This is a genomic window from Bradyrhizobium sp. SZCCHNS1022, assembly GCF_032484835.1.
Lineage (GTDB): Bacteria > Pseudomonadota > Alphaproteobacteria > Rhizobiales > Xanthobacteraceae > Bradyrhizobium.
Map to the genome: position 1 here is coordinate 2,454,447 of NZ_JAUETT010000001.1, position 24,753 is coordinate 2,479,199.

At 65.3% G+C, this 24,753-nt stretch carries 11 protein-coding genes; 7 read left to right on the forward strand and 4 right to left on the reverse strand.

From position 1 onward, the window contains the following. Positions 1 to 245: 245 nt before the first annotated feature. Positions 246 to 1,520, reverse strand: a complete 1,275-nt coding sequence (locus QX071_RS11125) for a DUF2130 domain-containing protein (protein WP_315700775.1) — start codon at positions 1,518 to 1,520, stop codon at positions 246 to 248. 228 nt (positions 1,521 to 1,748) lie between these two features. Here QX071_RS11125 and QX071_RS11130 point away from each other — a divergent pair, with 228 nt between their 5' ends. The 5 genes from QX071_RS11130 (at position 1,749) to QX071_RS11150 (ending at position 6,110) form a co-directional block, all read left to right on the forward strand. Next, on the forward strand, positions 1,749 to 2,009 hold the full coding sequence (locus QX071_RS11130) for a hypothetical protein (protein ID WP_315700774.1): 261 nt from the start codon (positions 1,749 to 1,751) through the stop codon (positions 2,007 to 2,009). 771 nt (positions 2,010 to 2,780) lie between these two features. Then, positions 2,781 to 3,386: a secretin and TonB N-terminal domain-containing protein gene (locus QX071_RS11135; RefSeq protein WP_316171701.1), complete on the forward strand. Its 606-nt coding sequence runs from the start codon at positions 2,781 to 2,783 to the stop codon at positions 3,384 to 3,386. Further along, positions 3,383 to 4,114, forward strand: coding sequence for a TonB family protein (locus tag QX071_RS11140; RefSeq protein ID WP_315700772.1), 732 nt, complete (start codon positions 3,383 to 3,385; stop codon positions 4,112 to 4,114). Before QX071_RS11135 ends, QX071_RS11140 begins: the two co-directional genes overlap by 4 nt. A 176-nt stretch (positions 4,115 to 4,290) precedes the next feature. Beyond that, positions 4,291 to 4,833: an RNA polymerase sigma factor gene (locus tag QX071_RS11145; RefSeq protein WP_315700771.1), complete on the forward strand. Its 543-nt coding sequence runs from the start codon at positions 4,291 to 4,293 to the stop codon at positions 4,831 to 4,833. 278 nt (positions 4,834 to 5,111) lie between these two features. Further along, the gene (locus QX071_RS11150) at positions 5,112 to 6,110 is read left to right on the forward strand and encodes a FecR family protein (RefSeq protein WP_315728454.1); all 999 of its coding nucleotides are present in this window, start codon (positions 5,112 to 5,114) and stop codon (positions 6,108 to 6,110) included. Positions 6,111 to 6,144: 34 nt separating this feature from the next. Here the strand turns inward: QX071_RS11150 and QX071_RS11155 are convergent, their stop codons facing one another. From QX071_RS11155 to QX071_RS11165, 3 genes are read right to left on the reverse strand one after another with little or no spacing between them, the layout of a single operon-like run. After that, positions 6,145 to 6,792, reverse strand: a complete 648-nt coding sequence (locus QX071_RS11155) for an ATP-dependent Clp protease proteolytic subunit (protein ID WP_315700769.1) — start codon at positions 6,790 to 6,792, stop codon at positions 6,145 to 6,147. 32 nt (positions 6,793 to 6,824) lie between these two features. Continuing rightward, positions 6,825 to 9,185, reverse strand: coding sequence for a type II secretion system secretin GspD (gene gspD / locus QX071_RS11160; protein ID WP_315700768.1), 2,361 nt, complete (start codon positions 9,183 to 9,185; stop codon positions 6,825 to 6,827). Between the two features lie 46 nt (positions 9,186 to 9,231). Then, positions 9,232 to 11,235 carry a hypothetical protein gene (locus tag QX071_RS11165; RefSeq protein ID WP_315728452.1) on the reverse strand — a complete coding sequence of 668 codons (2,004 nt, stop codon included), beginning with the start codon at positions 11,233 to 11,235 and terminating at the stop codon, positions 9,232 to 9,234. A 482-nt stretch (positions 11,236 to 11,717) separates the two neighbouring features. Between QX071_RS11165 and QX071_RS11170 the strand changes: the two genes are divergently transcribed. Further along, a complete protein-coding gene (locus QX071_RS11170; RefSeq protein ID WP_315728450.1) occupies positions 11,718 to 12,242 on the forward strand; it encodes a hypothetical protein in 525 nt (174 codons plus the stop codon). 432 nt (positions 12,243 to 12,674) lie between these two features. After that, on the forward strand, positions 12,675 to 24,737 hold the full coding sequence (locus tag QX071_RS11175; RefSeq protein ID WP_315728448.1) for a filamentous hemagglutinin N-terminal domain-containing protein: 12,063 nt from the start codon (positions 12,675 to 12,677) through the stop codon (positions 24,735 to 24,737). Positions 24,738 to 24,753 lie beyond the last annotated feature (16 nt).

The window sequence follows — 24,753 nt, forward strand, 5'->3', positions numbered from 1 at the left end:
TTAGCAGACCAGCATGCGCACGAACGAGAAAAGATTTGCGCCGGCGGATGGGCGGGGACTCGAACGATCGTTCGCCGCTGGGTCAATTGCAGATCGTGCAGAGTAGGCAAGGGCGAGTTTACCGCCCGGTGCCGACCACATGCGATGGAACAAGCGCCGTGCCCGCCATCATGCGTTGATCGGTGGTGGGGACGCGCTACGCGCTTTGCCCACCCTACGCGCCGTTACAACCGATCAGGCGTGCTTTATTCCGCGGCCTCGCCGTTTGCCTCAATGAGGAGAACGTCCAGGCTCTCGATCTCCTGCATGGCGCGTCCGGCGATGCCTTGAAGATCGCCATAGAGTCCCGCGGTCGAGTCGAGCACGCCCCGGAGCTGCTCTTCGCGCTTGGCCCATAGCCGCATCATGGTCTTGCGCTCGCGGTCGAGATCGGACTGCATCTCGGTGAAGCGCTCGACGATCGCATCGATGCGGTGACGGAACCTAGGGCCGGTGAGATAGACATAGACCAGCTCCATCTTGCTCTGCTGGCCTTCCTGCGCGAGCCGGCTGCTCGCCAAGTCGATCAGCGACTGGCGTAACGCCAGCGACAGCGGAATCGCGAAGCGCGGCTCCGCCACCCAGACCCCGTCGATCAGGTCGAATCCGTCGACGCCTTTGGGCAACGCCGTGGAGACGATCATCGCGATATCCGCTTTGGCGGCGCGCTGATCGTCGCGCAGCTTGGCAAGCCAACCGTCGCTCCAATTCTTGGTGCGCTTGGATTCCCACAGGATCGCGCCGCAGGCCTGGCCGTTCGGCCCGACCACCCGGTGCACTACGTCGCCGCCGAATTCGCCTTTCGGCACCGGCTCGATCAGGTCGCGGGGAAAGCGCGCGCGCAGCTGCGACTCCAACGCGATCTCCAGGGTCTCGCCCTGCAGCTGCTGCGAGCCCTGTTCGGCCTTGCGGCGCAGCTCTTCGATCTGGCGCTGCATGCCGGCGATCTGCGTCTCCTTCTCCGCGACCTTGGCCTTCAACGCGTCCTCGGCTTCGAGCCGCGCCTTGTCGCGCACGGCTGTGAGACTCTCCTGGACTTTCTTCTCGACCGTGAGCTCGATCTCGCGCCTCGCTTCGTCGAGCTCGCGCTGCTTGCGAAGCATCTCGGCCTGGGCCTTCTGGGCCTCGGCGAGCTTGGCGTCCTGGTTGGAGAGAACCTGCTGCAGCTCGGCGAGCTTCTGATCGCGGGCGCCGATCTCGTCCGCCAGCGCCTGCCGTGCCTTCGTGGCTTCGGCCTGCACTATCGCCCCACGCTCGGTCTTCAGCCGGCTTGCGACCTGCTCTTCGATCGCAGCCTTTGCCTTGGCAAGCTCATCCTGCGCCTTCTTGATGATCTGCTCGCGACGGCCGAAATCGGCCTCCTTGGCAGCGAGCTGGGCCTGGAACCTGCGGCGCGTCTCCTCGATCAGCGGGGCGGCGAGCTGCTCGGTCAGATGGATCTCGGTGCGACAGTTCGGGCAGACGATCTGGGGATCGGGCACGTTGCGAATCCTGCAGTGATGATGCGGTGAGTCTACCGCGCTCGTCCGCGCCCTTTAACCCATGTCCAGCCCGAATTCCCAATGAGCTGTGGACGATAGGGAGGTATTCGACGGCAGAGGCCGCTCGTTCCGCCCGAACCTGACTGGCACCCCGCTTGCTGCTGTCGGCGCTGGGGTCACGGAGTGGTCCGTGATCTGTGCCAATGCCGGACAATCGAGGTCAATGTGATGATGCCCTTGCTCCGTTCCGAAACAATCGATCGACAGCCGTCTAATGAGGTCACGCGCGTCCGCGGTCTCATCGACAGTCTCAGGGTCAATCTCGACACCATGACTGCCGACATCGAGGCCGAGGAGCGGCAATGCCAGATCTCGGACGTGGCCCATGTCAGCTATCCGACGCTCGCAAAGTCGTTGCGTGCGCGGCGTGACAATCTGGAAGCGACGATCAATCTTCTCTCCGAAACACTCACGCATTTCGAGCGATGATCGTCGGGCGGAGCGCGCAGGCTCCGAGCCCGTATCCAGCGTGGCGGCATAGACTGCTTCAGCAGCGAAGCTCTGTTGCCTCTCGCCGATAGGACGGCCGTCGGCGTATGCCGAGCCGTCTCCGCTTCCTCCACTAGCGAGGTTGCGGGTAAGACCGATCGGAGCGGGCGCAGGTGTATTCCGGGTGGCACATTCATCTGTATTGCGCCACCGCGTATTCGGCGGAACGAGCGAACTGGGATCGACGGAGCATATGTCGCTCCGCCCTTGGCGAAAGATATTCGGATTTCTTATTTTCAGAAATAATGATTGTTGGGGGCAGCCCCCTCGAATGAAAAGAGACGTCGGCATCGTCATGAAGTCACTGCCGAGCCAAGGTTTTCAACCTTCAGAAGCTTCTTAAATGGAACTCACTTGGAACGGGTGGTTAGACGGCTGTCACATTTGAGCGATACCACAGCGCAAGCCGACCCCGCGGTTCACGCGCTGCCGGCTCTTCCGATCTCAAGTCGTGCATAATGAAGAGCTGAATGGCGTCTCGCTGTCATGACCGAATGCACCCGACATGCGAAGGCCTGCATCACCGCTCTGCCATTGACTTCGAGCCGACTCGGAGAAAGCCTCGCGATGCGGTGCGTGCGCAACGCAGGTCACTGCGTCCCACGTTCGTCGTTCGGCGCACGCAAGAGCTGGCTGGCTGCGATGCTGGGATCGATCCTGGTCATCGGGATCGCCGCTGCAGCAGCAGAGGATGGGCTCCGGTCCAGCCAGGTGGCGATCGCCTTTCATATCCCTGCGCAACCGCTGGCGAACGCCTTGCAGGTCTATGGGGAAAAAGCCGGCGTACAGGTGCTGTATGAAAGCCATTCCGCAGTCGGTCGCACGTCAGCCGCTGTCGAGGGCAACTACACGCCGGCAGAAGCGCTTGCGACGCTCTTGAGCGGGACCGACCTGAAGGTTCAGTATGCCCGACCGAACGCCGTCACGCTCGCTCTGCGCGACGCGCCGTCCGGGGCTGCTTTGATGAGCGTGCCGGCAGCAACGGAGCTGTCCTTGGGCACGCTTCGCGTGCGCGCGACGGAAGAAGCAGACGATGCCGGCCGGCTGCGCGATTACAGCGAGGGCCTGCAGGCCGACATTCAGAAAGTGCTGCAAAAGAATTCGGAGACGCGCGGCGGCAATTATCGCGCGACGCTCGATCTGTGGATTGATCCGCTGCGCACCGTTCAGCGGGTCGCGCTGGTCCGCTCAACCGGCAGTGAGGGCCGCGACGCTGCAGTGGAGGCGGCGCTACGAGGCCTCACCGTCAGCCGACCGACACCGGCGCACGCAGCACAGCCGGTGCGGGTCGTCATCGTCGTGAGGTCGATGCAATGAAGGGCGAGGCCGGCGGCGGACAGGAGCGGGCTCCCGCGCTGTGGGCGACGAGTCCTTTCGTCGCGGCCGCGTCTCAAGAATCCTGGACCCAAAGCGAAGCGCTCCGGCTGGTGCTGGTTCCGACGGTCGTCACCTTGCTCTATGTCGGCGGCATCTATTGGATCCGCTCGCAACTGTCGGCGGAGACGTCCGCACGGGAGCGAAGTGCGATGGTGCAGGTCCAATTGCTGCCCCGGCCGGCGCCGGCGTCGATTCCCGTTGCCGCAACGGAGCTACCTTCGGCCGGCCACGTTGCGAGCCGCGTCGATAGCCCGATCAACGATGCGGACGCCGCCACAGTTGATCTCGCCGCATTGACGCCGATGACTCCGTCGCTGCCGACCGAGCGACCCGCGTCGGGCGCGGTTGCCTTGCCGGCGCCGCTGGAAGCTCCGCCGAACGGAGCCACGGCGCGCTTCCAGCAGGCCTTGCTGCGTCACGTTGCGCGCTACCAGCGCTATCCCAGGGCTGCTCGCTCGGCGCGGCTGCGCGGCGCGGTGGATGTGCTGTTTTCGATGCGCCGGGATGGCACGCTGCTCGGCGTCTGGGTGAAGACCAGTTCGGGTCAAGCCGTGCTCGACAAGGAAGCGATGGACGCCATCCGCCGGGCGCAGCCGCTGCCGCCGATTCCACCGGAATTGCCCGACCTGCTCAATGAGCGGATCACGCTCGAGTTCGATCCGTCATGATCCGGCGACCGCAGCTCACGGAGGGAACGGAGGGGCCTGCCCGGCCTGTGTTTCCACACGCGCTGGACTCGCGTCATAAATGTGTCGTCCAGCGCCGCTACCTCCAGGGGCGCTGCGGACATGGCTCGCGCGCACGAGCGAGCCGGGCTTGAGCCGGCCTTGGGGGGCGGCGGAACGTGGCTGACGTCAATCGTATCCGGCTGCGGGGGCAGCTCGTCGAGAATTACGATAGCTTGATCAGGAGGCTGACGCGGTGCCTCGGATCCGCCGACTTCGCCTATGAGGCGTTGCACGAAACATTTTTGCGGCTCGAGCGGGTGACCGACGGCGTGACGGTGCGCAGCCCCGCCGACTATATCTTTCGCATCGCCGTCAACATCGCCAATGACCGCCGCAAGGCGCAGAATTACCGGGTCAGCAGCTCGGAGATCGACGCGCTGTTGGATTTTTGTGACGAGGAGCCAGATCCGGCGCGGGTGGTCGAGGCACGCTCGGAGGTCGATGCCTTGAAACGCGCTCTCGCCGAATTGCCGACGCGGGCGCGCGAGGTGCTGCAGAGCATCGCGATCGACGGGGAGCCGGCGCGCGAGGTCGCCACGCGGCTTGGAGTCAGCCCGCGCACCATCGACAATGATCTGAGGCTGGCGCTCAAGCACTGCGCAACGTCGCTGGACTACACCCTGGTTCGCCGGCTCGGCGGTCCGCGGCCTCGCTCATGACACGCATGAAACGGACGCGATGAGAGGCCCGCAGGCCGGAACGACCGGGTATTTCGGTAAGCAGAAGTGGCATTTCCGTCATGGCCGGCTGAAATTTGTTGGTTTCGGCAGGTTTTTTCTGCGGGATAGCGAGGCTCCAGTCGTCTATCGGGTAAGAGCTCGATCGCGCCGGATGCGATGGACGCGTGTTGCGGCGTCCGGCGCAGAACTTTTCCCATGGCGGGATTGCCAAGCGGGCCGAGCTTGGAGCTGGCGGAATTGGATATGAGCGATCGATTGTGACCGTGCCGACGTGGACGCCCGAATTCGATCCGTTACTGGACGAGGCTCTCGATTGGGTCATTCGTCTGAAGACGGGCGCGCCGCTTCGGTCCGATCTGGACGCTCTACGGCACTGGCGCGAGCAAAGTGCTGCGCATGATGAGGCGTTCAAGACAGCGGCGCGCTTGTTTCGCCAGGCGGGCGTTGCTGCGCGCGAGCTCGCCCACGAGCAGGAGGACCAGCGGGCGACGAGGGCGCCTCGCGGGGCCTCGTCACCGCAATTGCCGTCGCGTAGCGTGACGCGTCGTCTGGTCCTCAGCGGCTCGATCGCCGCGGCGGCCGCCTACATGGTCGTGCACCCGCCATTCGGCCTCTGGCCTTCGATCAGCGAGTTCTCGGCCGATTACCGCACCACCAAGGGCGAGCATCGCAAAGTGATGCTGACGCCCGACATCGCGCTCGAACTCAGCACGCAGACCAGCGTTGCGTTGCGGCCTGCGCCGGACCAACTCCGCATCGAGTTGATCGCCGGAGAGGCATCAGTCACAGCGCGGCTCGCGTCGCAGAAACCGGTCGAGCTTGTCGCCGCGGGCGGGCGCGTCAGCGCATCCCAAGCGGATTTCAATGCACGATGCCTGGATGGCGTCGTCGCGGTCACCTGCCTCGACGGCAGCGTTGCCGTCGCGCAGGACGGCCGCGTGGTTCAGCTGCGGGCATCCGAGCAGGTGAGCTATTCGGCAGCAGGTCTGCAGGCCGTCATACCGGTCGACACGGCCCAGGTGTCGGCGTGGCGAACCGGGTTGCTGATCTTTCGCGATCGGCCGCTCGCCAGCGTGGTGGAGGAGGTGAATCGCTATCGCTCCGGCAAGATCATCATCACGAATGACGATCTCAAGCGCCGCCTCGTGAACGGCACGTTCCAGCTCGATCGGCTCGACAATTTCGTCGCCCAGGTGGAGCAACTGTTCGGCGCTCGCGCGGTTTCGCTGCCGGCCGGGGTGGTGCTGTTGAGTTGAGCCGGCGAGCATGACCCGTTAGCCGCCACAACAGCTACGGTTCATCGGCGCGATGCGGTGCACGTACCAGCCATCGCCGGGCCGGCCCTGCCGGTTTGCTGGCCGAAACGGGCGGAGCAGGCTGCTCCACGCGGTCCGTCATGATTGCTCCCATGGAGCGGAGGTCGTCCGGCGAGAGCCATGCGATGGCATCGGGCCGCGTGACGATCATGCGGCCGACGATGCGGGGCGGGACGCCGAACAGGCCGGCAATACGCGCCATCGCCAAGGTCGCCGCTTCGGTTTGTGCGCTCTGGTGGCCCAATCTGTCGGAGACGCCGTGAACCCCGATGGCGGCACCGAAGCTTGCAAATTTTTCAACTCCGGCCGCGAACACGATGAAGCAGGCCGACGCGCAGCGGGCTCCGCTCACCACCACGGTCGGCAGCTTGGCCCTACGAATGAGTTCGGCGAGCTTGATCCCCTCGGCGAGGCTGCCTCCCGGCGAGTCGAGCCGGATCGCCATCACCAGCCGCCCGTCGTCATTCGCGGTCTTGATCAGCGCCTCGGTCCCGTCGGCGTCGCCTTCCTCGATGTCTCCGCGGAGGGCGATGATCGTGGCGTTATCCTCCGTCCGCACCCCGGTCAGTTCGGCTGCTGCGACCGTGCCGGCTGCAACCGCCGCCCCCAGAATGCCCAGCATGGACCTGCGCAGATACATCGGCGCGTGCTTTGCTATCTGCGTGGGCCCGCTGCTGTCGCGTTTGCTCCGAAGCTCGATGGATTTCGACGCATCGTATCCAACCGCTCGCGGAATTCTTCCGCGACCACTTGGGCATCCTGGCTGTTGCGGATCAGCTTGGTGGTGACGAACACGATGATCTCGGAGCGGCTCTTGATGTCGGTTTTTTGGCTCAGCAGGTCGCCGAGATATCTGATCTGGGCGAGCCCCGGAATGCCTTCCACGGTCCGCTCGTCATCCTCCTTGATCAGGCCCCCGAGCAGCACGGTCTGGCCGCTGCTCGTGCCGATGGTCGAATGGATGCGCCGCTGCGAGATCGTCGGCGTGAGGTTTTGCGCACTGATCCCGGCGGGGTTGACCACGTTGGAGATCTCCTGCTCGATCTCCAGATCGATCGCTCCGTTCGGATGCACATGCGGCAGGACCTTGAGGATGATGCCGGTGTTGTGCAGCGTGATCGTGTTGACCACCGTGTTCGAGCTCGACAATACGGTGGCTGTGCCGGTCGAGATCGGAACCTGATTGCCGACCTCGAGAATGGCCGGCTGGTTGTCTGCGACCACGAGAGAGGGGGCCGACAGCACCTTGACGGTGGTCAAGGTCGACAATGCGTTCAGGATCAGCTTGGGATTTGCTTCGGCCCCGAGCAGGAGATTGAAGCCGGGCAGCACCCGCGCGAGCAGGGCCGATTGCGTCGCTGACTGTGCCGCGTTGAACAGGCCGACCGAGCCTTTATCGGTCCCGAGGCCAGCGTTCGCGCTGGTGAGATAGGCCTGCACGCCATATTGCAACTGATCGGTCAGCGTGACTTCGGCGACCATGGCATCCACCGCCACCTGAAGCCTGGGTCGATCGAGCGATTCCAATGCCCGTTCGATCACACGATAGTCCTCCTGATTGGAGTAGATCATGACCGAATTGGTGGTGGTGTCGGCCGTGATCCGGACGTTCTGGAACAGCCCGCGTGGCATTGCGCCGGTGCCTGAGCTGCCGAGCCCGTTCGCGTCATCCTGCTGTGCGTCCTTGCGGTCGCCAAAGCTGTCGAAGGCGGCCTGGATCGGCGTGCTGCCCTTGCCCGGCGTGCCGGAGCTGTCGGCGGCTGTCGTCCCGCTGTTGCCTTGATTGCTCAGCGTTCCGCTCCCGAGCGAGTCGATGCGCGAGGTGGCCGCCGTCTGTCCCGGAGCGGTTGGGCTTTGTTGGCTGCTGTCTGGGCTGCCTTGCCCGGAACGGCCGACGAACATCTCGTTGAGAATTCGGGCAATGGCGCGTGCATTGCCGAACCGCAATCCATAGGTTCGCACCGTGGTGCCGCTGAGATCGGAGCGATCCAGCCGTTGCACCCACTGGGTCGCGCGTTCGAGCACCTTGCTGTTGCGGCTCACGGCCAGTACGGCGTTCATCCGCGACACCGGCTGGAATTTGATCACGCCCTGGCCTTGGCCGCCTTCTGCTGTATCGAATACCTTGTCGAGCTCGCGGATCATGGTCTCGGGCGCGGTCGATTTCAGCGGATAAAGCGCCACCGACTGATTGCGTAGCCATTCGACATCGAGCGTTGCGATTACGCCGAGGACCGCTTGGCGTTCGGACGTGGTGCCCTGGATCAGAAGCAGGTTGCGGGCCTGGTCGGCGCGCACTGCGCCAGGCCGTGACAGGAAGCTCTCCGCCGTCTTGGCGGTCGAGGCCGCGGACACGTAGCGCAGCGGCACGATCGACACGCCAAAGCCTGGTTGTCCCGTGCCGAAGCTCGCGGGACCGGCACCCGACGCCTCGGGCAATGGCACGATGCGGATCAGGTTGTCCTCGCGCAGCAGGGCGACGTTCGTCATCCGCAGGACACTCTCGAACACCGGCAGCACGTCCTTGCGCGGGATGGCCTGCGCGGAAGCGAGCGTGATCACGCCCTGGACGCGCGGATCGATCACGTAGTTCAGCCCGAGGCTGTCGCCCAGCACGGACTTCGCGACCGACTGGATGTCGGCATTCTCGAAATTCAGCTCGACCTCGCCGGCCTTGTTCGGGAGATCGCCGTCGAGCGCGGTCGCGAGGCGCGTTGATCCCGTCGCTTCCCGGAGCAAGGACGGGGTAGCGGGATTTTGCTCGATGCCCGGGTACATCATCGGCTGGATCGGACGGGACGCCGCTGCAGCACCCGGTTGGACATTGACCGGACCGTTCCAGCGGGCACGAAGATCGGCATCGCGGATCGGATCCGTCACCTGGTCACGCGCCGGCAGATCGATGCTCTTGTCGATCATGCAGCCACCCAGCAGGCCGCCGATTGCGAGCCAGGCGCCGGCCAGGGCGCCGAGCGAGGCGATGCGCCCTCGGTGGGACTGTTCGATGAAGGGCACGGCTGCTCTCCCCTGTAATGCGCGGTCCAGACCGGCATCGCTGTGGTCATTGCGCATCGCGCGCCGCTTTCCACGGACGATCCGCAGGTCCCAGGCTCTGTCCGGCAAGGTCCTCGACCTCGTTGATCAACGTCTCGGCGCGGGTGACGAGCCTGCCCGCATAAGCAGGGTCGATTGCGACGTGCGCAAATGCGGCACCGTCGAGCAGCGTTTTCATCTCCAGAGCCAGCGCATCGCGCCGCGTTTGGACAGCGCCAATGGCGCCGAGATAGCGTTCGTAGAAGAGATCGCTGCCTCTGATGGCCTGCGTCGCGAGCGCCAGGCCGGCCCGGCCAAGCGGCCCGAATGGCGCGTTCAAATTCCAGTAGGCCCGGGCCAGCCCGGCGTAGACGTCGCGGGACCTGGCTATCTCCGGCGGCAGCGCCTGGCTTTCAAGTGCGTCGGCGAGCACGACGCCGTCATGGACGTAAGCATCATCGAGCCCGAGCAAAGCAAGCAGTGTGGGTCGCAGATCGGCAGGATACGAGACAATGTCGGTTTGTCCGAGCTTCGCAACGCCGGGCCCGACGAGGCCGAACCAGCCGCCGCCGTCGGCTTGCTGGAGGTCCCCGGCGACCCAGGGAGCCCGAGGGTTGATCGCGACACAAGCAGGAGAGGCAGCGCAATCATCATGACTGTTCGTGGTGCGATACACATAGTTCGTATCGCCGAACATGAGGAAACTCGGCGTCCGCTTCGGGCTCGCCGTGATCATGTGCATCAGTTGCATCTGTGCGCGGTCGGCGAGCTGGGCCGCGAGCCTGTCGGTCTTCGTCGTTACCGGATTCAAAGCCGTGAGCTTGCCGACGTCCTGCTCGAGGGTGCGGGTCAGTGGATCGGTCGGCCGCGGGTTGCCCTGGATGTAGAAGGCGGGTGTACTGCTGCGCTGGATATCGAAGCTGGTCACATTGCGGCGCTGGGAGGCGACCAGTCGATCGATCGCGACATCGATTGCGCCGATAGGTCCGTAGCCGCACGGCGCGTGAGAGCTGTCGCATGTCGGTGTTTGCGGTGGTCCGCCGGTGAAGCGGTCATTGCCGGTCGAAATGACGACAAACAGCGTGTTGCTCTTCGTGATTCCGCGCTTGGCGAGTCTGTCCACGAGCGATCCGAACGCAGCATCGTAATCGGCAAGCCTTATCAGATAGTCCGGCTCACCGGGGCCAGAGCCACGCGGGTCGCCGTCTTTGTGAGCATCACCGATTGCGACATAGACTACCTGCACGCCGGCTTCGAGCATCGCCACGGCGTAGCCGAGCGACTGGGCTGCCGTTGGATTCGAGCCGGGAAAACCGGCATGGCCGGCGTGATCCGCAATCACCCTGCCGTCGAGCCCCTTCACCGGGCCGTCGGGTGATATCGCTGGTTGCACATGACGATTGCCGAGCAATCCGCTAAAGCCGATATAGCCGTTGGGTTCGTCAGGCAGCACATCGGGTCGTGCGTGGCCATCAGCGCAAATTTGGCTGTTGCGCGCACAATGGATGGCGATGCCGAGGAGATCCGCCTCGGCGCTGGCGGGATCGCGGGCAGCGGCCTCTGCTTCCGAGCTCCCCAGTACGTTCGCGACCTCAGCGTCCAGCGCCTGAAGCGTGAGGCCGGTCACTGCGAACGCGCCTACGTCGCAGCCCGCTCGGGTGAAGGGAACCCACGGCGCCGCCGCCATCTTGCCGCTGTCGGCCAGCATCAGCGGCTTGCCGTCGCCTCCGCTTGCTGTCCAGTAGCCGAAGGCCGGTGAGAAATCGACGCTGCCGTCGCTGCGAAAGCTGCCGTAACTGTCGCCGATGGAAACGCCCATGCGGTCGCCAAGCAGTCCAGTCAGGACGGCCAGGACATCAGGAGCCCGCTGTGACGGCGGCGCAGTCGGGCGATTGCTGCCGATGGTTCCGTTGCTGGCGAGAAACGCACGCAAGCGCGGCATCTGTTCGAGATCCGAGGGGACGAGCGGTTCGTCGCGAGAAAGATGCACATTGTCGAGCTGGATCTGCACCACGCGCGTGATCGTTCCCATCCGCGCGTGCAGTTCGCAGGCCGCGAGCGCTTGCCCAAGACCCAATGTGCATCCCACGACCGCGAGCGAGGCGAACGTCACACCTCCGCGCAGTAAGGATGCGAGACCGGCCGAGAGGCCGGCGGAAGTGCGACGCGAACGCATGACGCGATGGGTCTTTGATGGATGTGTCTTTGATGATTGTCTTGGTGCCGATCGTGGACTGCAACGTCAGCAAGCCGCTTTCGCTGAAGCATGCGGAGTGTGTTCGAATTCGATGACGTCGTTGTAACGACGATGAGCTCATCTCGCGCATAGCGAGAATGCTTAGTTGTGATTCGCCTTCATCGATTTGACGCAAACAGCCTTGGTTCGCTCGGAACCTCCGCAGATTGGTTTGCAAGACCTGCAATTTGCAGGACTTGCAAGACGTCGTCGCCTGACGCAGGTTATGCTCGCATGTTCGGATGACGCTCATATCGACGGGCGGTGGGAGAATAGGCATGGTCGGGCTGACGACACGCAAGCATGCTGCCGGCGGTCGGCTTTTTATCTCCGTCACCCTGGTCCTCGGCATCGCGCTGATCGCGATCGCTCCACTCGCTGCCGGCGAGGAGGTTGCCATCCGTAATCCCGTTGAACTGCAGCCGTTGCAGCAATTGACGGCCACGCATCAGCGTCCGCTATTCTCACCGTCCCGGCGACCGCCACCGAAGGTGGCGACCCCAGTTGTGGTGCGGCAAGAGGCAGCGCCGCCGGCGCCGCCGCCCAGCCTGGTTGTGCTTGGCATCGTCAGCGAGAACGGGGAGGGCCGTGCGATGATCCGTGCGGCCGATAGACGTCCGGCCGACAAGGTTGTCCGCGTGCGGACCGGTGACGACATCGGCGGCTGGAAGGTCGACAAGGTCGAGTCGCGGCGGATCGTGCTGACCCAGGGCGAGCGCTCAGTCGACTTCGTCCTGTTTGGGGCTGCTGAAAAAGGCATCAAGTCGGCGGATGCGACGGCGAGAGCGCGGCGCGATCGCTAGTCGCGGCGAATATGACGGTCCGATCAGCGAGGCCGGTACGCTTTCGATCTGAACTGCCTGAGGAGAGGCTGCCGCAAGCGCGCAAGCGAGCTCCAGATCGGCAGCGTTCAACTCCGCGTTCTCTCGATGTTCGCGTTCATGTCGCGGCTCCTGCTCCTGGCTGAACTCAATCAATATAGCCGAAAATTTTTGTCGCCGGGGCTGCGTGTTAGGGGTCTGCAGACAGTCTTAGAGATGAGGAGAGGCGCATCCCCGAGTCGTCGGGCGCGTTCGCTTGGGTGCAGGCGGGCGTCGCGGCGGTTTGGGGAGGGCTGATCGCTCGACCTGCTTACGTTGATCTGATGACGCAGCCTGTCGATTGCGTCACAGGCCGGCTGCCGCCGGCCGATGCGCCTGTGGGTCTGATTTGTTGTCGCTTCGAAAGGCCCCCGCATGCCTGCGCATTTCTGGACCCGCTTCGCTTCACGTCGTGCCTTGCTGCTCGTCGGCGTGAGTACGATTGCGATCGCGATTGCGGCGAGTTCGGCAGTGAGCGCGCGTCCGTTGGGAGGCGCCGGGCCGGTGTCGTCGGCGACCGCCGCCGCAGCAGCCGCGGCCGCAGCGGCGGCGCAACAGGCCCAGCAGGCAGCGCAGAACAGTCAGCAATCGATGACGCGGGCGTTGAGTGCGATCCAGGCCATGCAGGCGGCGCAGAGCGCGGCTCGCGCTGCTGCTGCGGCGGCGCAGGGGGCCATCCCAAGCGGGTTGGCAGCCGGCGGGCTGGTGCCGGACAGTGGCCTTGCCGCTCCGGGCGTCGCCAACCCCGTCACCACCTGGGTCGGCGCGAATACCCCGACCCAGAGCAAAGGCAACGGCCAGACCACGGTCACCATCGACCAGACCCAGTCGCAGGCGCTGTTGAATTGGCAGAGTTTCAACGTATCGCGCGATACCACGGTCGTGTTCAACCAGCAGGGCCACCGCGATTGGTCGGCGCTGAACAGGATCGCGTCGGGGATCGCGCCGAGCCAGATCCAGGGTGCGATCAAGGCGGATGGCGCCGTCTACATCATCAACCAGAACGGCATCATCTTCACCGGCACCAGCCAGATCAATGTGCATACGCTGGTCGCATCGACGCTCGACCTGTCGGCCAATCTCAGCGGCAACAATTATCAGCAGTATCTCCAGAGCGGGTTGTTTTCGGACACCATTCCGTCCGACTTCAACAATCAGGTTGCAGGAGCCGCAGTGTTCTCGCAGGGGAGCGGCGGCACGGTCGTGGTTCAGGCCGGCGCGCGGATCGACACCACCGGAAGTCTGAGCTCCGGTGGCGATGGCGGTTATGTGGCGCTGCTCGGCGCCGGCGGCGTCAGCAACGCCGGCGCGATCACCACGCAAAACGGCCAGATCATTCTGGCTGCGGGCGCTCAGATCACGCTGATGACGCCGCTGTCGAGCCTAGTCGGCGTCAAGACTGCACAGCAGGTGCGCGTCGAGGGCAGCACCACGCCCGTCGCCAATGCCGCCAACGGCCTCTTGATCTCCAATGATGGCGCGGTCACGCTGGCCGGCGGGCAGATCGACCAGCTCGGCGCCATCGTATCGACCACCAGCACCACGCGCACCGGCTCGATCCTGCTCAGCACGGTCACCAGCGGCATCACGGCCACCACCGGGAATATCGTGCTCGGTGCCGACAGCTTGACCGCGATCCTGCCCGACGAGAGCAGCGGCACGCTGCCGACATCGACCCTCACATCCCCCACCAATGCGAACGGCGCCAATAACGCGGATTATTTCAAGACCGTGCTGCAGCCGCAGCTCACGATCCAAGCTTTGGGCGGCGTCGATGTCCAGGGCCACGGTTCGGGCCTCGGCGGCGCCTTCATCAAGGCGCCAAGCGCGACGTTGACCATCAGCGGCGACGGTACCAGTGGCAGCGTTCTGCTCGAGGCCGGCAGCGCCGTGGATGTCTCCGGCATCGCCGGTGTGACCCTGCCGATGTCGGTCAACCAGATCGACATCCTGGTGACCCAGGCCGAGGTGGCCGACACGCCGCTGGCCGCCGCCCTGATTGGCAAGACCGTGAGCATCGATGCGCGGTTGACCGGCACCCGCGCCGACGGCCTGCAATGGGTGGGATCCCCGCTGCTCAATGCGTCCGGCTATGTCGGCCTGATTCCGCAAAGCATCGACCAGATCCTGACGGTGGGCGGCAGCTTTACCTCGTCGGCCAAGAACGTCGTGCAGATGCCGGGCTCGAGCGTCAACGTCTCCGGCGGCTATGTGCAATATGCCGGCGGCGTCATCACCACGACGCGATTGCTCGGCTCCAACGGGCGGCTCTACGATATCGGCAGTGCCGATCCGAACCTGTCATACACGGTTTATACGGGCTTCACGGTCGATCATTCGCGCTGGGGCGTTACGGAGACCTATGCGGGGCTGGCCGGCAGCGGGGCGCATTACGAACGCAGCTACGTCGCGGGCGCCAATGGCGGTGCGATCAATGTGACGGCGCAGGCGCCGATCCTCGCCGGCGACATCGTGGCTACCGTGATCGCCGGAAGCCGCCAGCGCGCCCTGGCCGGATCGTCGAATGTCGCCGCTGCCGACAAGATGCCGAGCGGTGCCTCGCTGGGCCTCACCTTGACCCCCGCCGGTGCCACTGCATACGACGTGTCGCTGGAATCGCAGGCCAATGCTGGCGCCGATCCCTATGGCCTTGCGGGGGTGAGCTTTGCGACCGCCGCGACATGGTCGCCGACCTTGGCGAACGGCATGTTGCCGATCTTTACCGATTCGCTGTCGAACCTGTCGCTTGGCTCGATCTCGATCAAGGGCGCTCACACGCTGAGCATGGAGACGGGGGCGACCCTGTCCGTGCGCGCGGGCGGCAGCATCACGCTGGATAACGTGGCCACCATCGATGGCACGTTGTCGGCGCCCGCCGGCAGCATCAGGCTCACCGGCTTCACTTATCCCGTCAACCGGCCGCAGACGCCGCCAGTCGCTGCGGTCGTGATCGGCTCCCGGGCCGTGCTCGACGTGCACGGGCTCTGGGTCAACGACAGCGGCCTGTCGGGCGACGAGGTGCAGGGCGCCGGCTTCGTCAATGGGGGCAGCGTCAGCATCAGCACGCTCGCCGCCAGCAATGGGCCGTCGACCGGCACCGGCGTGTTCACCGACGCGACGCAGAGCATCGTGTTGGCAGCGGGCAGCATCATCGACGTGTCCGGCGGCGGCTATGTCGGGACTACGGGCAAACTGAAGACCGGATCCGATGCGCTGCCGGTCGGCAAAGGCGGTAGCCTGTCTCTCGTGACCTATGCCGGCGGTTTCAACGGTTCGATTGTGACCCCGGGTTCAGGGACCGGCGGCAACAATAGTTTCAACGTTCGTCCCCAGGGAGCCGACGGGACTTCGAGCCCGGCGAACTTCGCGAGCGTGGTGCTCGGCAGTACGATCTATGCCGACGGGCTCGACGGCGGCGGCACGCTGACCCTGCAGGTGCCGACCGTGACCGTCGATGGCAAGGCCACGCAGGCGACGTCCTACGTGTCGAGCAAGACCGCAGCCGCATTGGCCGGCACCGGCGCGTCCGCAGTAGCGAGCTACGCGGTTTCGGATGCGCATGCCGGCGAACTGGTGCTGCCGAATTCGTTCTTCACCAGCGGCTTCTCACAGGTCGTCGTCAATGGTGCCGATGGCGGCGCCAAAGTGACGTCCGGCACGCATGTGACCCCGCGCCAGATCAACGCGATCGTGAACGGCAACCTGCTCGCGGCGCCGACAGGGGCGCTGGTACGCAACTATGCTTCGGTTGGGCTGCTGCCTGATGGCTGGCGCAAGCCGGCCGGCCTGACGCTGGCCTCGGCCAATGCGGGCGTTCTGCTCGATGTTGGCGCGAGCATCGAGGCAGACCCGCAGGCCGTCGTGGCGCTGAGCGCGACAACGACGGCCGACATCCGCGGCAGCGTCATCGCATCGGGCGGCACCATCAACGTGTCGGGCGGTGACATCCTGATCGGCTCGACGGCGCTGCTCGATGTGAGCGGCACCTTCGTGCCCAATCCCAAGGTCGTGGCCTATTCCACTGGAACTGTGCTCGACGGCGGCACCGTTACGCTGACCGCAACGGTCAATGCCACGATCGGCACCACTGGCAGCATCATCGCGCAGTCCGGTGCGCAGTTCGATCTGCGGGGATCTGCGGTTTCCGCTGCGAGCGGGCTGGTCCGCTTCTCGCCACGCGATAGCGGGCAGGATGCCTGGAGCAATGGCGGCAGCCTGCAGCTTAGCGGCAACAAAATCTACTTCGCCAGCGTGGTCGACGCGGCCGGCGGCGCGCCGCAGGCCACAGGCGGCAGCTTGAGCGTCGCGGTCGGGTCTGGTTCGCTCGTGATCGAGCCGGCCGGCATCGTCGCCGCAAACCTGCCGGCGCTCGGCGCAGGCCCGGCGGGCGCCTTCATCGGCGCCGACACCCTGAATAACAGCGGCTTCGATTCCGTCACGCTCTCCGCGAATCGCAGCATCGCATTCGGCGGCTCGGTCGATGTGTCCGTGCCCGGCGCGCTGACGCTGATCGCCGGCAATGGACATGTCGTTCTGCTGCCGAATAGCGGCGGGTTGCTGCCTGCGGGAGTGAGTGATGCGGCCGCGTATACCGCGCCGAGTTGCGGCACGACGGCATGCATCCCCAGCGTCGGCGGTACGACGGTCAATCTGAAGGCGAGCTATGCCCGTTTGGTTGGGATTTCGCGGGTAGATGGAATGCTCACGGCGCCGTCGCTTGCCGACGGCACATTGAACGTCTCGGCCAAATGGATCGATCTGCAACGTTCGATCGCGCTGGACAACGTCGCAAACGCAAATTTCGTGAGCAGCAGCGCCATTCGGCTACTGTCCTCCGATTACGGCTTCGTCGGAACCAACCAAATCGTCAATGCCGGCGCGCTGGTCACGTCGGGCAATCTGACCCTGCAGGCAACGGAGATCTATCCGGTCACCGGGACACAGTTCTTGCTGGTCTCCACGGGTACGGTCGACTCCGCGAGCACGCTGACCATCCTGCCGAACGGTCAAGCCACGGCGCCGCTGTCCGCCGGAGGCGGGGTGGTGCTGAGCGCGAAGACAATCAATCAGGACGGCACGCTTTGGGCGCCGCTCGGCACAATGATCGTAGGCACGCCGACCACAATGCCTGCGGCAATTGCGGCGCTGTTCGACGGTACCGGCACCAAGCCGCAATTCGTGACCACCGACACCGTCACACTGGGCAAGGGTAGCCTCACCTCGGTCTCCGCCGCCGGACTCGATATCCCCTATGGCATCACGGTCGACGACACCACCTGGTACTACGGCGTGCCTACGAGCATCGGCGGCAATGTCCTGCCGCCGATCCTGACCGCGCCGCCGAGCAAGTCGATCAGCCTGTTCGGCAACAACGTGACCACGCAGTCCGGCGCGGTGCTCGACCTCAGCGGTGGGGGCGACATCTACGCGACCGAATTCGTCGCCGGCAATGGCGGTTCCCGCAACGTGCTGACGTCATATCAGCAGAACGTGTCCACCGGCGCCACTTCACCAACCTATTCTGACGGGCGTCAGGTCTACGCCCTGGTCCCGACCTATGAAGCGCCGGTCGGCGCCTATGATCCGACTTTCGCGCAATATCCCTATTATTCCGGCGTCACCGTGACGCCGGGCTCGAATTTCAATACGGCCGGTAACAGTCCGAACGCGATCGCTCCGGGGCAAACCGTGACCATCGCCGGCGGCAGCGGCATCGCCGCCGGCACCTATGTGCTGCTGCCCGGCATGTATGCGACTTTGCCCGGCGCCTATCGCGTCGTCCAGGTGGCGAGCAATGTCAGCTCCAGCACGACCAAGAGCGCGACGAGCGCCGACGGCTCGCAATATGTCGTCGGCAAGCTTGGCAACGCGCTCACTGGCGCGAGCTCGTCGCAATCGGCGCTGTTCCAGGTGCAGTCGAAGTCGGTCTGGTCGAAATATTCTCGCATCGACGTCACCTCCGGCACCACGTTCTTCCGCAACCAGGCGATCGCCGTCGGCCAGACCCCGCCGCCGCTGCCGATCGACGGCGGCACCTTGGTGCTCGGAGCCGTCAAGTCGCTGAACCTTGCAGGCACCAACCTGTTCGGCCCCGGCACCAGCGATCTGGCGCCAGGCCTGGTCGGCAGCGGCGGCCAGGTGCAGATCGGCGGCAGCAACATCGTGATCCTGGCGTCCGACCAGGCGCTCCCGCTTGCGGACTGCCTGGCCGGCAGCGCGCCGGGCTGCACGGGATCGGCGAATTATCTCGTGCTCGACGCCGACCAGATCAGCAATCTCGGCGCGAGCTCGGTCCTGATCGGCGGCACCGCATCGATCGTGGGCGGCGTCCAGAACATCACCGCGACCGCGCTCAATCTCGAGGTCAAGACCGACGCGGCGCACGCCCTGACCGGGCCGGAGCTGATCCTGGTTTCGCTGGCCCAGATCCCCGGCGTCACGTCCGGCAATGGCCTCACCGTCGATGCCGGCAGCGTGATTCAAGCCAAAGGCGCTGTGCCCGGCGGCACCAGTCGCGACATTTCGTTCGGCACCAATCCGGTGGCGACGAAAGACGGCGCTGGCAACGTAACTTACACTGCCGGCGTCAGTGGCGACGGCGCGATGCTGCGGGTCTCCAACGGCAAGCTGGTGAATGTGACCCGGACCTACCTGCCGGGACAATATGGCGGTCCGGGCCCGCTGCCGCCCGCCGCATCGCCTCAAGGCAAGTTCTCGATCGGGGTCGGTGCGGTGATCGATGGCGGCAACGCGCTGACGCTGGACACCAGCGGCGGCGGCGCGCTCGACGCGACGGCTTCGCTGAAGGCCAAGAACTACGAGATCGCCGGCTCCGTCATCAACATCGGCAATGGCACGTCCGGCATCTCGCTGAACCCGGCCGTGCTCGCCAACTTCAACGGTGCCAGCACGGTCCGGCTGCGCAGCGCGACCGTGATCAATCTCGTCGATTCCGGCAATCTGATCGTCGGCGCCGATCCTGCAAACCCCATCAATACCCTGATCTTCGATAGTGCCGGCCTGATCAGCCAGGGCGGGCAGACCACCGTCAATGCGACCAACATTCGCCTCGCCAACAGCCGCGGCGTCACGGCGACCGGCAGCGCGGGCAGCGGCAGCCTGACGCTGAGTGCCGGCGATACCCTGACGGAGGATGTCGGCGCCAAGACGATCGGCGGCGTCAGCCAGGTCGTCCTCAAGGCCGGCCGGGCGATCGCGTTCAGCGGCACCGGCAGCCTCAATGCCGGCGCTGCGAACATGCAGCTTTCGGCCCCGGTGCTCCTGGTCAACAGCGGCGCGACCCAGTCCATCACCACCACGGGCGCCGTCAACCTGATGACAGGGGCGGGGACCGCGCCTGCCGCCGTCGCCAGCAATATCGGCGGCGCCCTCTCCATCACCGCCGCATCGATCCTCGATACCGCGAAGATCCAGGCGCTATCCGGCAATGTCAGCCTGATCGCGACCGCGGGCGACGTCGAGCTCGGCAACGGAGCTTCGATCCGTGCGTCCGGCTCCGAGGTCACGGTGCTCGACATCGTCAAGGATGCGCCGGGCGGCAAGGTCCGGCTGGTGTCGAGCACCGGCAACGTGCTGATCGACAACGGGGCGAGCGTCGACGTCTCAGGCGTGGGCATCGGCTTTGCCGGGTCGCTGACCATGCAGGCCCCAGGCGTTGTCAGGCTGGCCGGCTCGCTGGACGGGCACGCCGCCTTCAAGGATCTCGGCGGCGACTTCACGCTTAAGGCCGGCACGCTCGAGGCCGGCAGCGTGCTGCCGACGAGCTTCACCGGCAGCGTCGCGGTGACCTTGCAACAGGGCGACATCGTGATCGGCAATGTTGCCGGTACGCGGGCGTTGGCCCTGAACGCCGGGCAGATCATGCTCGATGCCGAGAACGGCAGCGTGCAGGTCTATGGCAGCGGTGACGCCGGCAACCCCGCCAACCAGCTCACGGTGCTCGATGCCAGCGGCCTCAACGGCCAGATCTCGCTCTACGGCTCCAACGGCGTGAGCATCGGGGCCGGGACGCGGCTGACTGCGGCCTGGGTCGCAGATGATCCGAACAATCCGAACTACGCCAAAGGCAGCTCGCTGCTGGTGCAGAATGGCGGCATCATCAAGCTCGGCACCTCGGGTACGCCGGCGGCAGACGGCTCGCTGAATTCGACCTATGGCTATGAGAACGTGACATCCTCGGGCGCGATTTCGGTCGCCGCCAACACCACGTTGGATGTCAGCGGCGGCCCCGGTGGCGCCAACATCTCGAACACCGGCGGGCAGGTGATCCTGCGCGCACCGATCCTGGCCGGCGGCGGCTTCAATGCGCAATTCCACGGCACCATCGCCACCAGCGCGGGTGCCAGCGGCCAGCCGAGCGGCGGCGGGCTGGTGCTCGATGCCTATGCGGTGTGGAGCACCACGGACGGATGCTCGCTGATTGCAGCCGGCTGCGGCTCCATCACCACGGTCGCCCAGTACAACGCGCTGAGCGCGGCGCAAAAAGCGCAGATGGACCAGCATTTCGACGGCATCATCGATCCCGCCGGCTTCTTCAATGGGGCGGGTACGCAGGTCGTCACTCCGACCGCCGTGACCGGCTCGACGGGCATCTATCCGACCTCGTATTATAACGCTGCGACCGGGAATGCGACCGCGGCCGCGGGCGCCTATCTGGCGCATCTGGATTTCTATCAGAACACGCTGGTCAAGTTCGTCCAGCAGACCAGCCTGACCGGCTATGACCTGTCCGGTGCGACGATCAGGACGACGGCGCCCGGCGCGGCGGCGCAGAGCCTGACGCCGGGCTCGACCTTGCACCTGCGGCCCGAGATCGCCCTCGTCAATCCGTCGACGGCCGTCAACGGCGGCAACATTACGGTCGCCAGCAACTGGAATCTCGGCGGCATGGTGCCGACGAGTGCGAGCGTCCCGACGTCGAGCCGAAATGTGCCGCTGACGAGCTACACTCCGGCCTATCGCTCCACCGTGAGCGGCTTTGCCGGCGATGCCGGCACGCTGGCGCTGCGCGCCGCCAACAACGTCGCCATCAATGCCACCATCAGCGACGGCTTCTACGAGCCGTTCGACGGCTTCAGCAAGAATGCCGCAACGAGCTACAGACTGGTCGCCAACCTGATCGCCAACAATCCGGCGCAGACCTCGGTTTCCGGTGCGGTCGTCAGAGACCTCAACACCACCTCAGCGGCGAGCCTGATGTCGATCACGCAGGGGACCAACAACGGCTCGTTCTCCTACGACTTCGTCGCCGGCGCTGTGCTCGGCACCACGCCTTCGGCCAATCCCAATGCCGTGGTGGCGATCTCCGATCCGGCGTCCGCCAGCAACACCACCGGCAGCGTGCTGATCAATGGGCATACGACCTATCTGGATGCGGCGGTCTCTGGCACACAAATCTATATCCCCACGCTGGTCCGGACCGGCACCGGATCGATCGACATGACCGCAGCCGACAACGTTGCCTTCATCGACCAGGCGGCGCCCGGCGCCGTCTATACGGCGGGCGCAAGGGTCGTGACGCCGGCTGGCTACACCGTGCCTGCGGCCGGTGTTTTCTACAAGACCACTCCGAACGGCCTCGTCGGCCTGCCGGCCTGGTCGAGCGGCGGCGGCGCGGTGACGGTGACGGCCGGCGGCTCGATCATCGGCATCGAGACCCCCACCGATAACTCCACCGGCAGCCAGTACGGCATCCCGAATGGGCCGACCGGCGAGTTCTGGAGTTCGTGGTACATCCATTACGGCTTGTCGAACGGAACGGCGACGCCATTTACGAACACCGTCAATTGCCCCGCCCCCAAGAACTGCCAGACGGCCGCCTGGATCAATTTCAACACCTTCTTCCAGGGCTTCGGCGCGCTCGGCGGCGGCAACATCACGCTGACGTCGGGCGCCGACATCGTCGATGTCGGCGCCTCCTTGCCGGAAACCCTGGTGGTCAGCGGCGGCACCGGCGCCCGCGATGCCAGCGGCAATTTGATCGGCCCTGTGGCTACCTATTATGGCGGCGGCAATCTGGTGGTGAAGGCCGGCCGCGACCTCCTGAGCAGCGACTTCCTGGTCGGCCGCGGTACCGGCATGATCCAGGTCGGCGGTTCGGTCCAGGTCGATCCGTCGAATCCGATCACCCAACAACAGACGATGTTGTCGCAGGTGGCGCCATTGCCGGGGTCGAGCATCATCATCCCCGCCGTCGTCGGACAAATCCCGCTGCCGCTGCTGCTGGCGGTGCAGGACGGCTTTGTGACCGTCACCGCGCGTGGATCGATCACTCTCGGTGGGGTCTATGATCCCGCATCCCTTCCGTCTGATGGCGACGTGCGCACGCCGTTGGGCTTCTGGCCCAACGGCAGTGGGGCGTTGGCACCGGGCTGGGGCAATCTTTTCACCACGTTCGGTCCCGGCAGCGGTATCGCACTGGCGAGCACTGCCGGCAACGTGACCGCCCTGACCATCGATACGACGACCCAGAATAACGTGGGTGGTCTATTCTATCACACCCTCACGTCATTTAGCTCGAATGGAGCAAGAATAGGATTGTCGCTGCCAGCCACGCTCGACGTGGTATCGCTGCAGGGCAATGTCGATCTCAGCGGCGCAACCGCGGCCAACCTGGTCCCGATTCCGACCCGAAGCGGCAGCGATACCGGCACTCTTAGTATCGTCGCGGCACAGTCGATTTTTCTTGGGCCTTCGCTCAACATGCCGGACCTCGTCACGACGTCGACCCAGGTGGTCGGCAACAGTCAAGTCAGCCTCTCCAGCTACATCAGCCCGCTCGGGCTGGTGCTGCCCAGCTTGACCGAGGCGCTGCACGCCAACGATCCGCAGCCGGTGATCATCGCCGCAGGGCAGGATATCTACGCGGTCAACCCCGCCACGACCGTCCCCACGAACATGACGCTGATCAAGCCGGCGCGGATCGAGGCTGGCAACAACATCTACGCGGCCACGGCTACGGGAAACGTGGTGGCGACAACGGGCAGTGGTCCGCAGATCACAGGCTTCCAATTTACCGGCCAGAATAACAATGCCGGCGACATCACCAGCATCGTCGCCGGCAACGATCTGGTCGGTGGCAACTACCTGCTCTATGGTCCCGGCACCCTCCTGCTGCAGGCTGGACGTGACCTCGGTCCCTTCACAACAAATGGGCAAGGCGTCCTCACGGTCGGCGACGGCAGCGCACTGACAGCGGCGAACAACGGAAGCACTCTTGCGACCGTCAAGCACTATCTCCCATCGCAGGGCGCCGAGCTCGATATCCTGTTCGGCGTCAAGCCGGGTATCGACTATGCGGCAGCGATCGCGCAGTACGTCGATCCGGCCCGGGCCGGCAGCGGCGGCATCGATTTCCTCGCCGACATCGCGGCCGCGCTGGGCCAGTCGCGTGACCAGGCCTGGACCACTTTCCAGGGCTTGTCGGCGACGCGGCAGCATCTGCTGGTCGACCGCGCGTTGCTGGATCTGCTGATCCGGGTCGGCAAGGACGCCAAGGATCCGGCCAGCCAGTATGCTGGAAAGTACGCGCGCGCCTATGCTGCCATTTCGACCCTGTTCCCCGCCGCTCTCGGCTACACCGACAACGCTACGGGCGGCGCCAATGGCGCGGCGGCGAAGGTCGCAACCGGCAAGATGAACGTCGCCTCGTCGGTGCTGGAGACCCAGAAGGGCGGCGACGTCAACATCATCGGCCCCGGCGGCGGCATTACCGTCGGCCACAGCTCCACCGACGTGCTGTCGCCGAGCCAGGAGGGCATCCTGACGCTCGGCGGCGGCAACATTCGCATCTTCACCGACGATTCCGTCGCGGTGAACCAGAGCCGCATCATGACACAGGAGGGCGGCGACATCGGCGTGTTCGTCGCCAATGGCGACATCAGCGCCGGCTCCGGGCCGAAGACTTACGCCTCGAGCCCGGCCGTCGGCGAGATCTGCACCATGGACGGCTATTGCTACGTCAATCCGCAGGGCCTGGTCACCGGCGCCGGCATCGCCGCGCTGCTGACCCTGCCGGGCCAGGATCCGAGCAAGAGCAACGTCACTTTGGTGGCGCCGCACGGCACCATCGACCTCGGCTCCGCGGGCCTGCGCGGCACCAGCGTCACCCTGGCCGCGCTGACCGTGCTCAACAGCTTCAATGTCCAGGCGACCTCGGTCACCGGCCTCAGCTTCACGCCGCCGCCAAACACGGCGGCATTGACCTCGGCCTCCAACGCGACCGCGGCGACCCAGCAGGCCGCACCGGTGACGCAGCCGCAGTCCAACGACCGGCCGTCGATCATCATGGTCGAGGTGGTCGGCTATGGCGGCGGAAGCGGCGGCGCCAGCCTCGATACCCAGCCTCCGGCCGGAGGCACTGCGAGCAAGCCGGCCGACAAGGACGATGGGCGCCGACGCGGACAGCCGCAGCCGTGAAGCACGATGCGGCAGC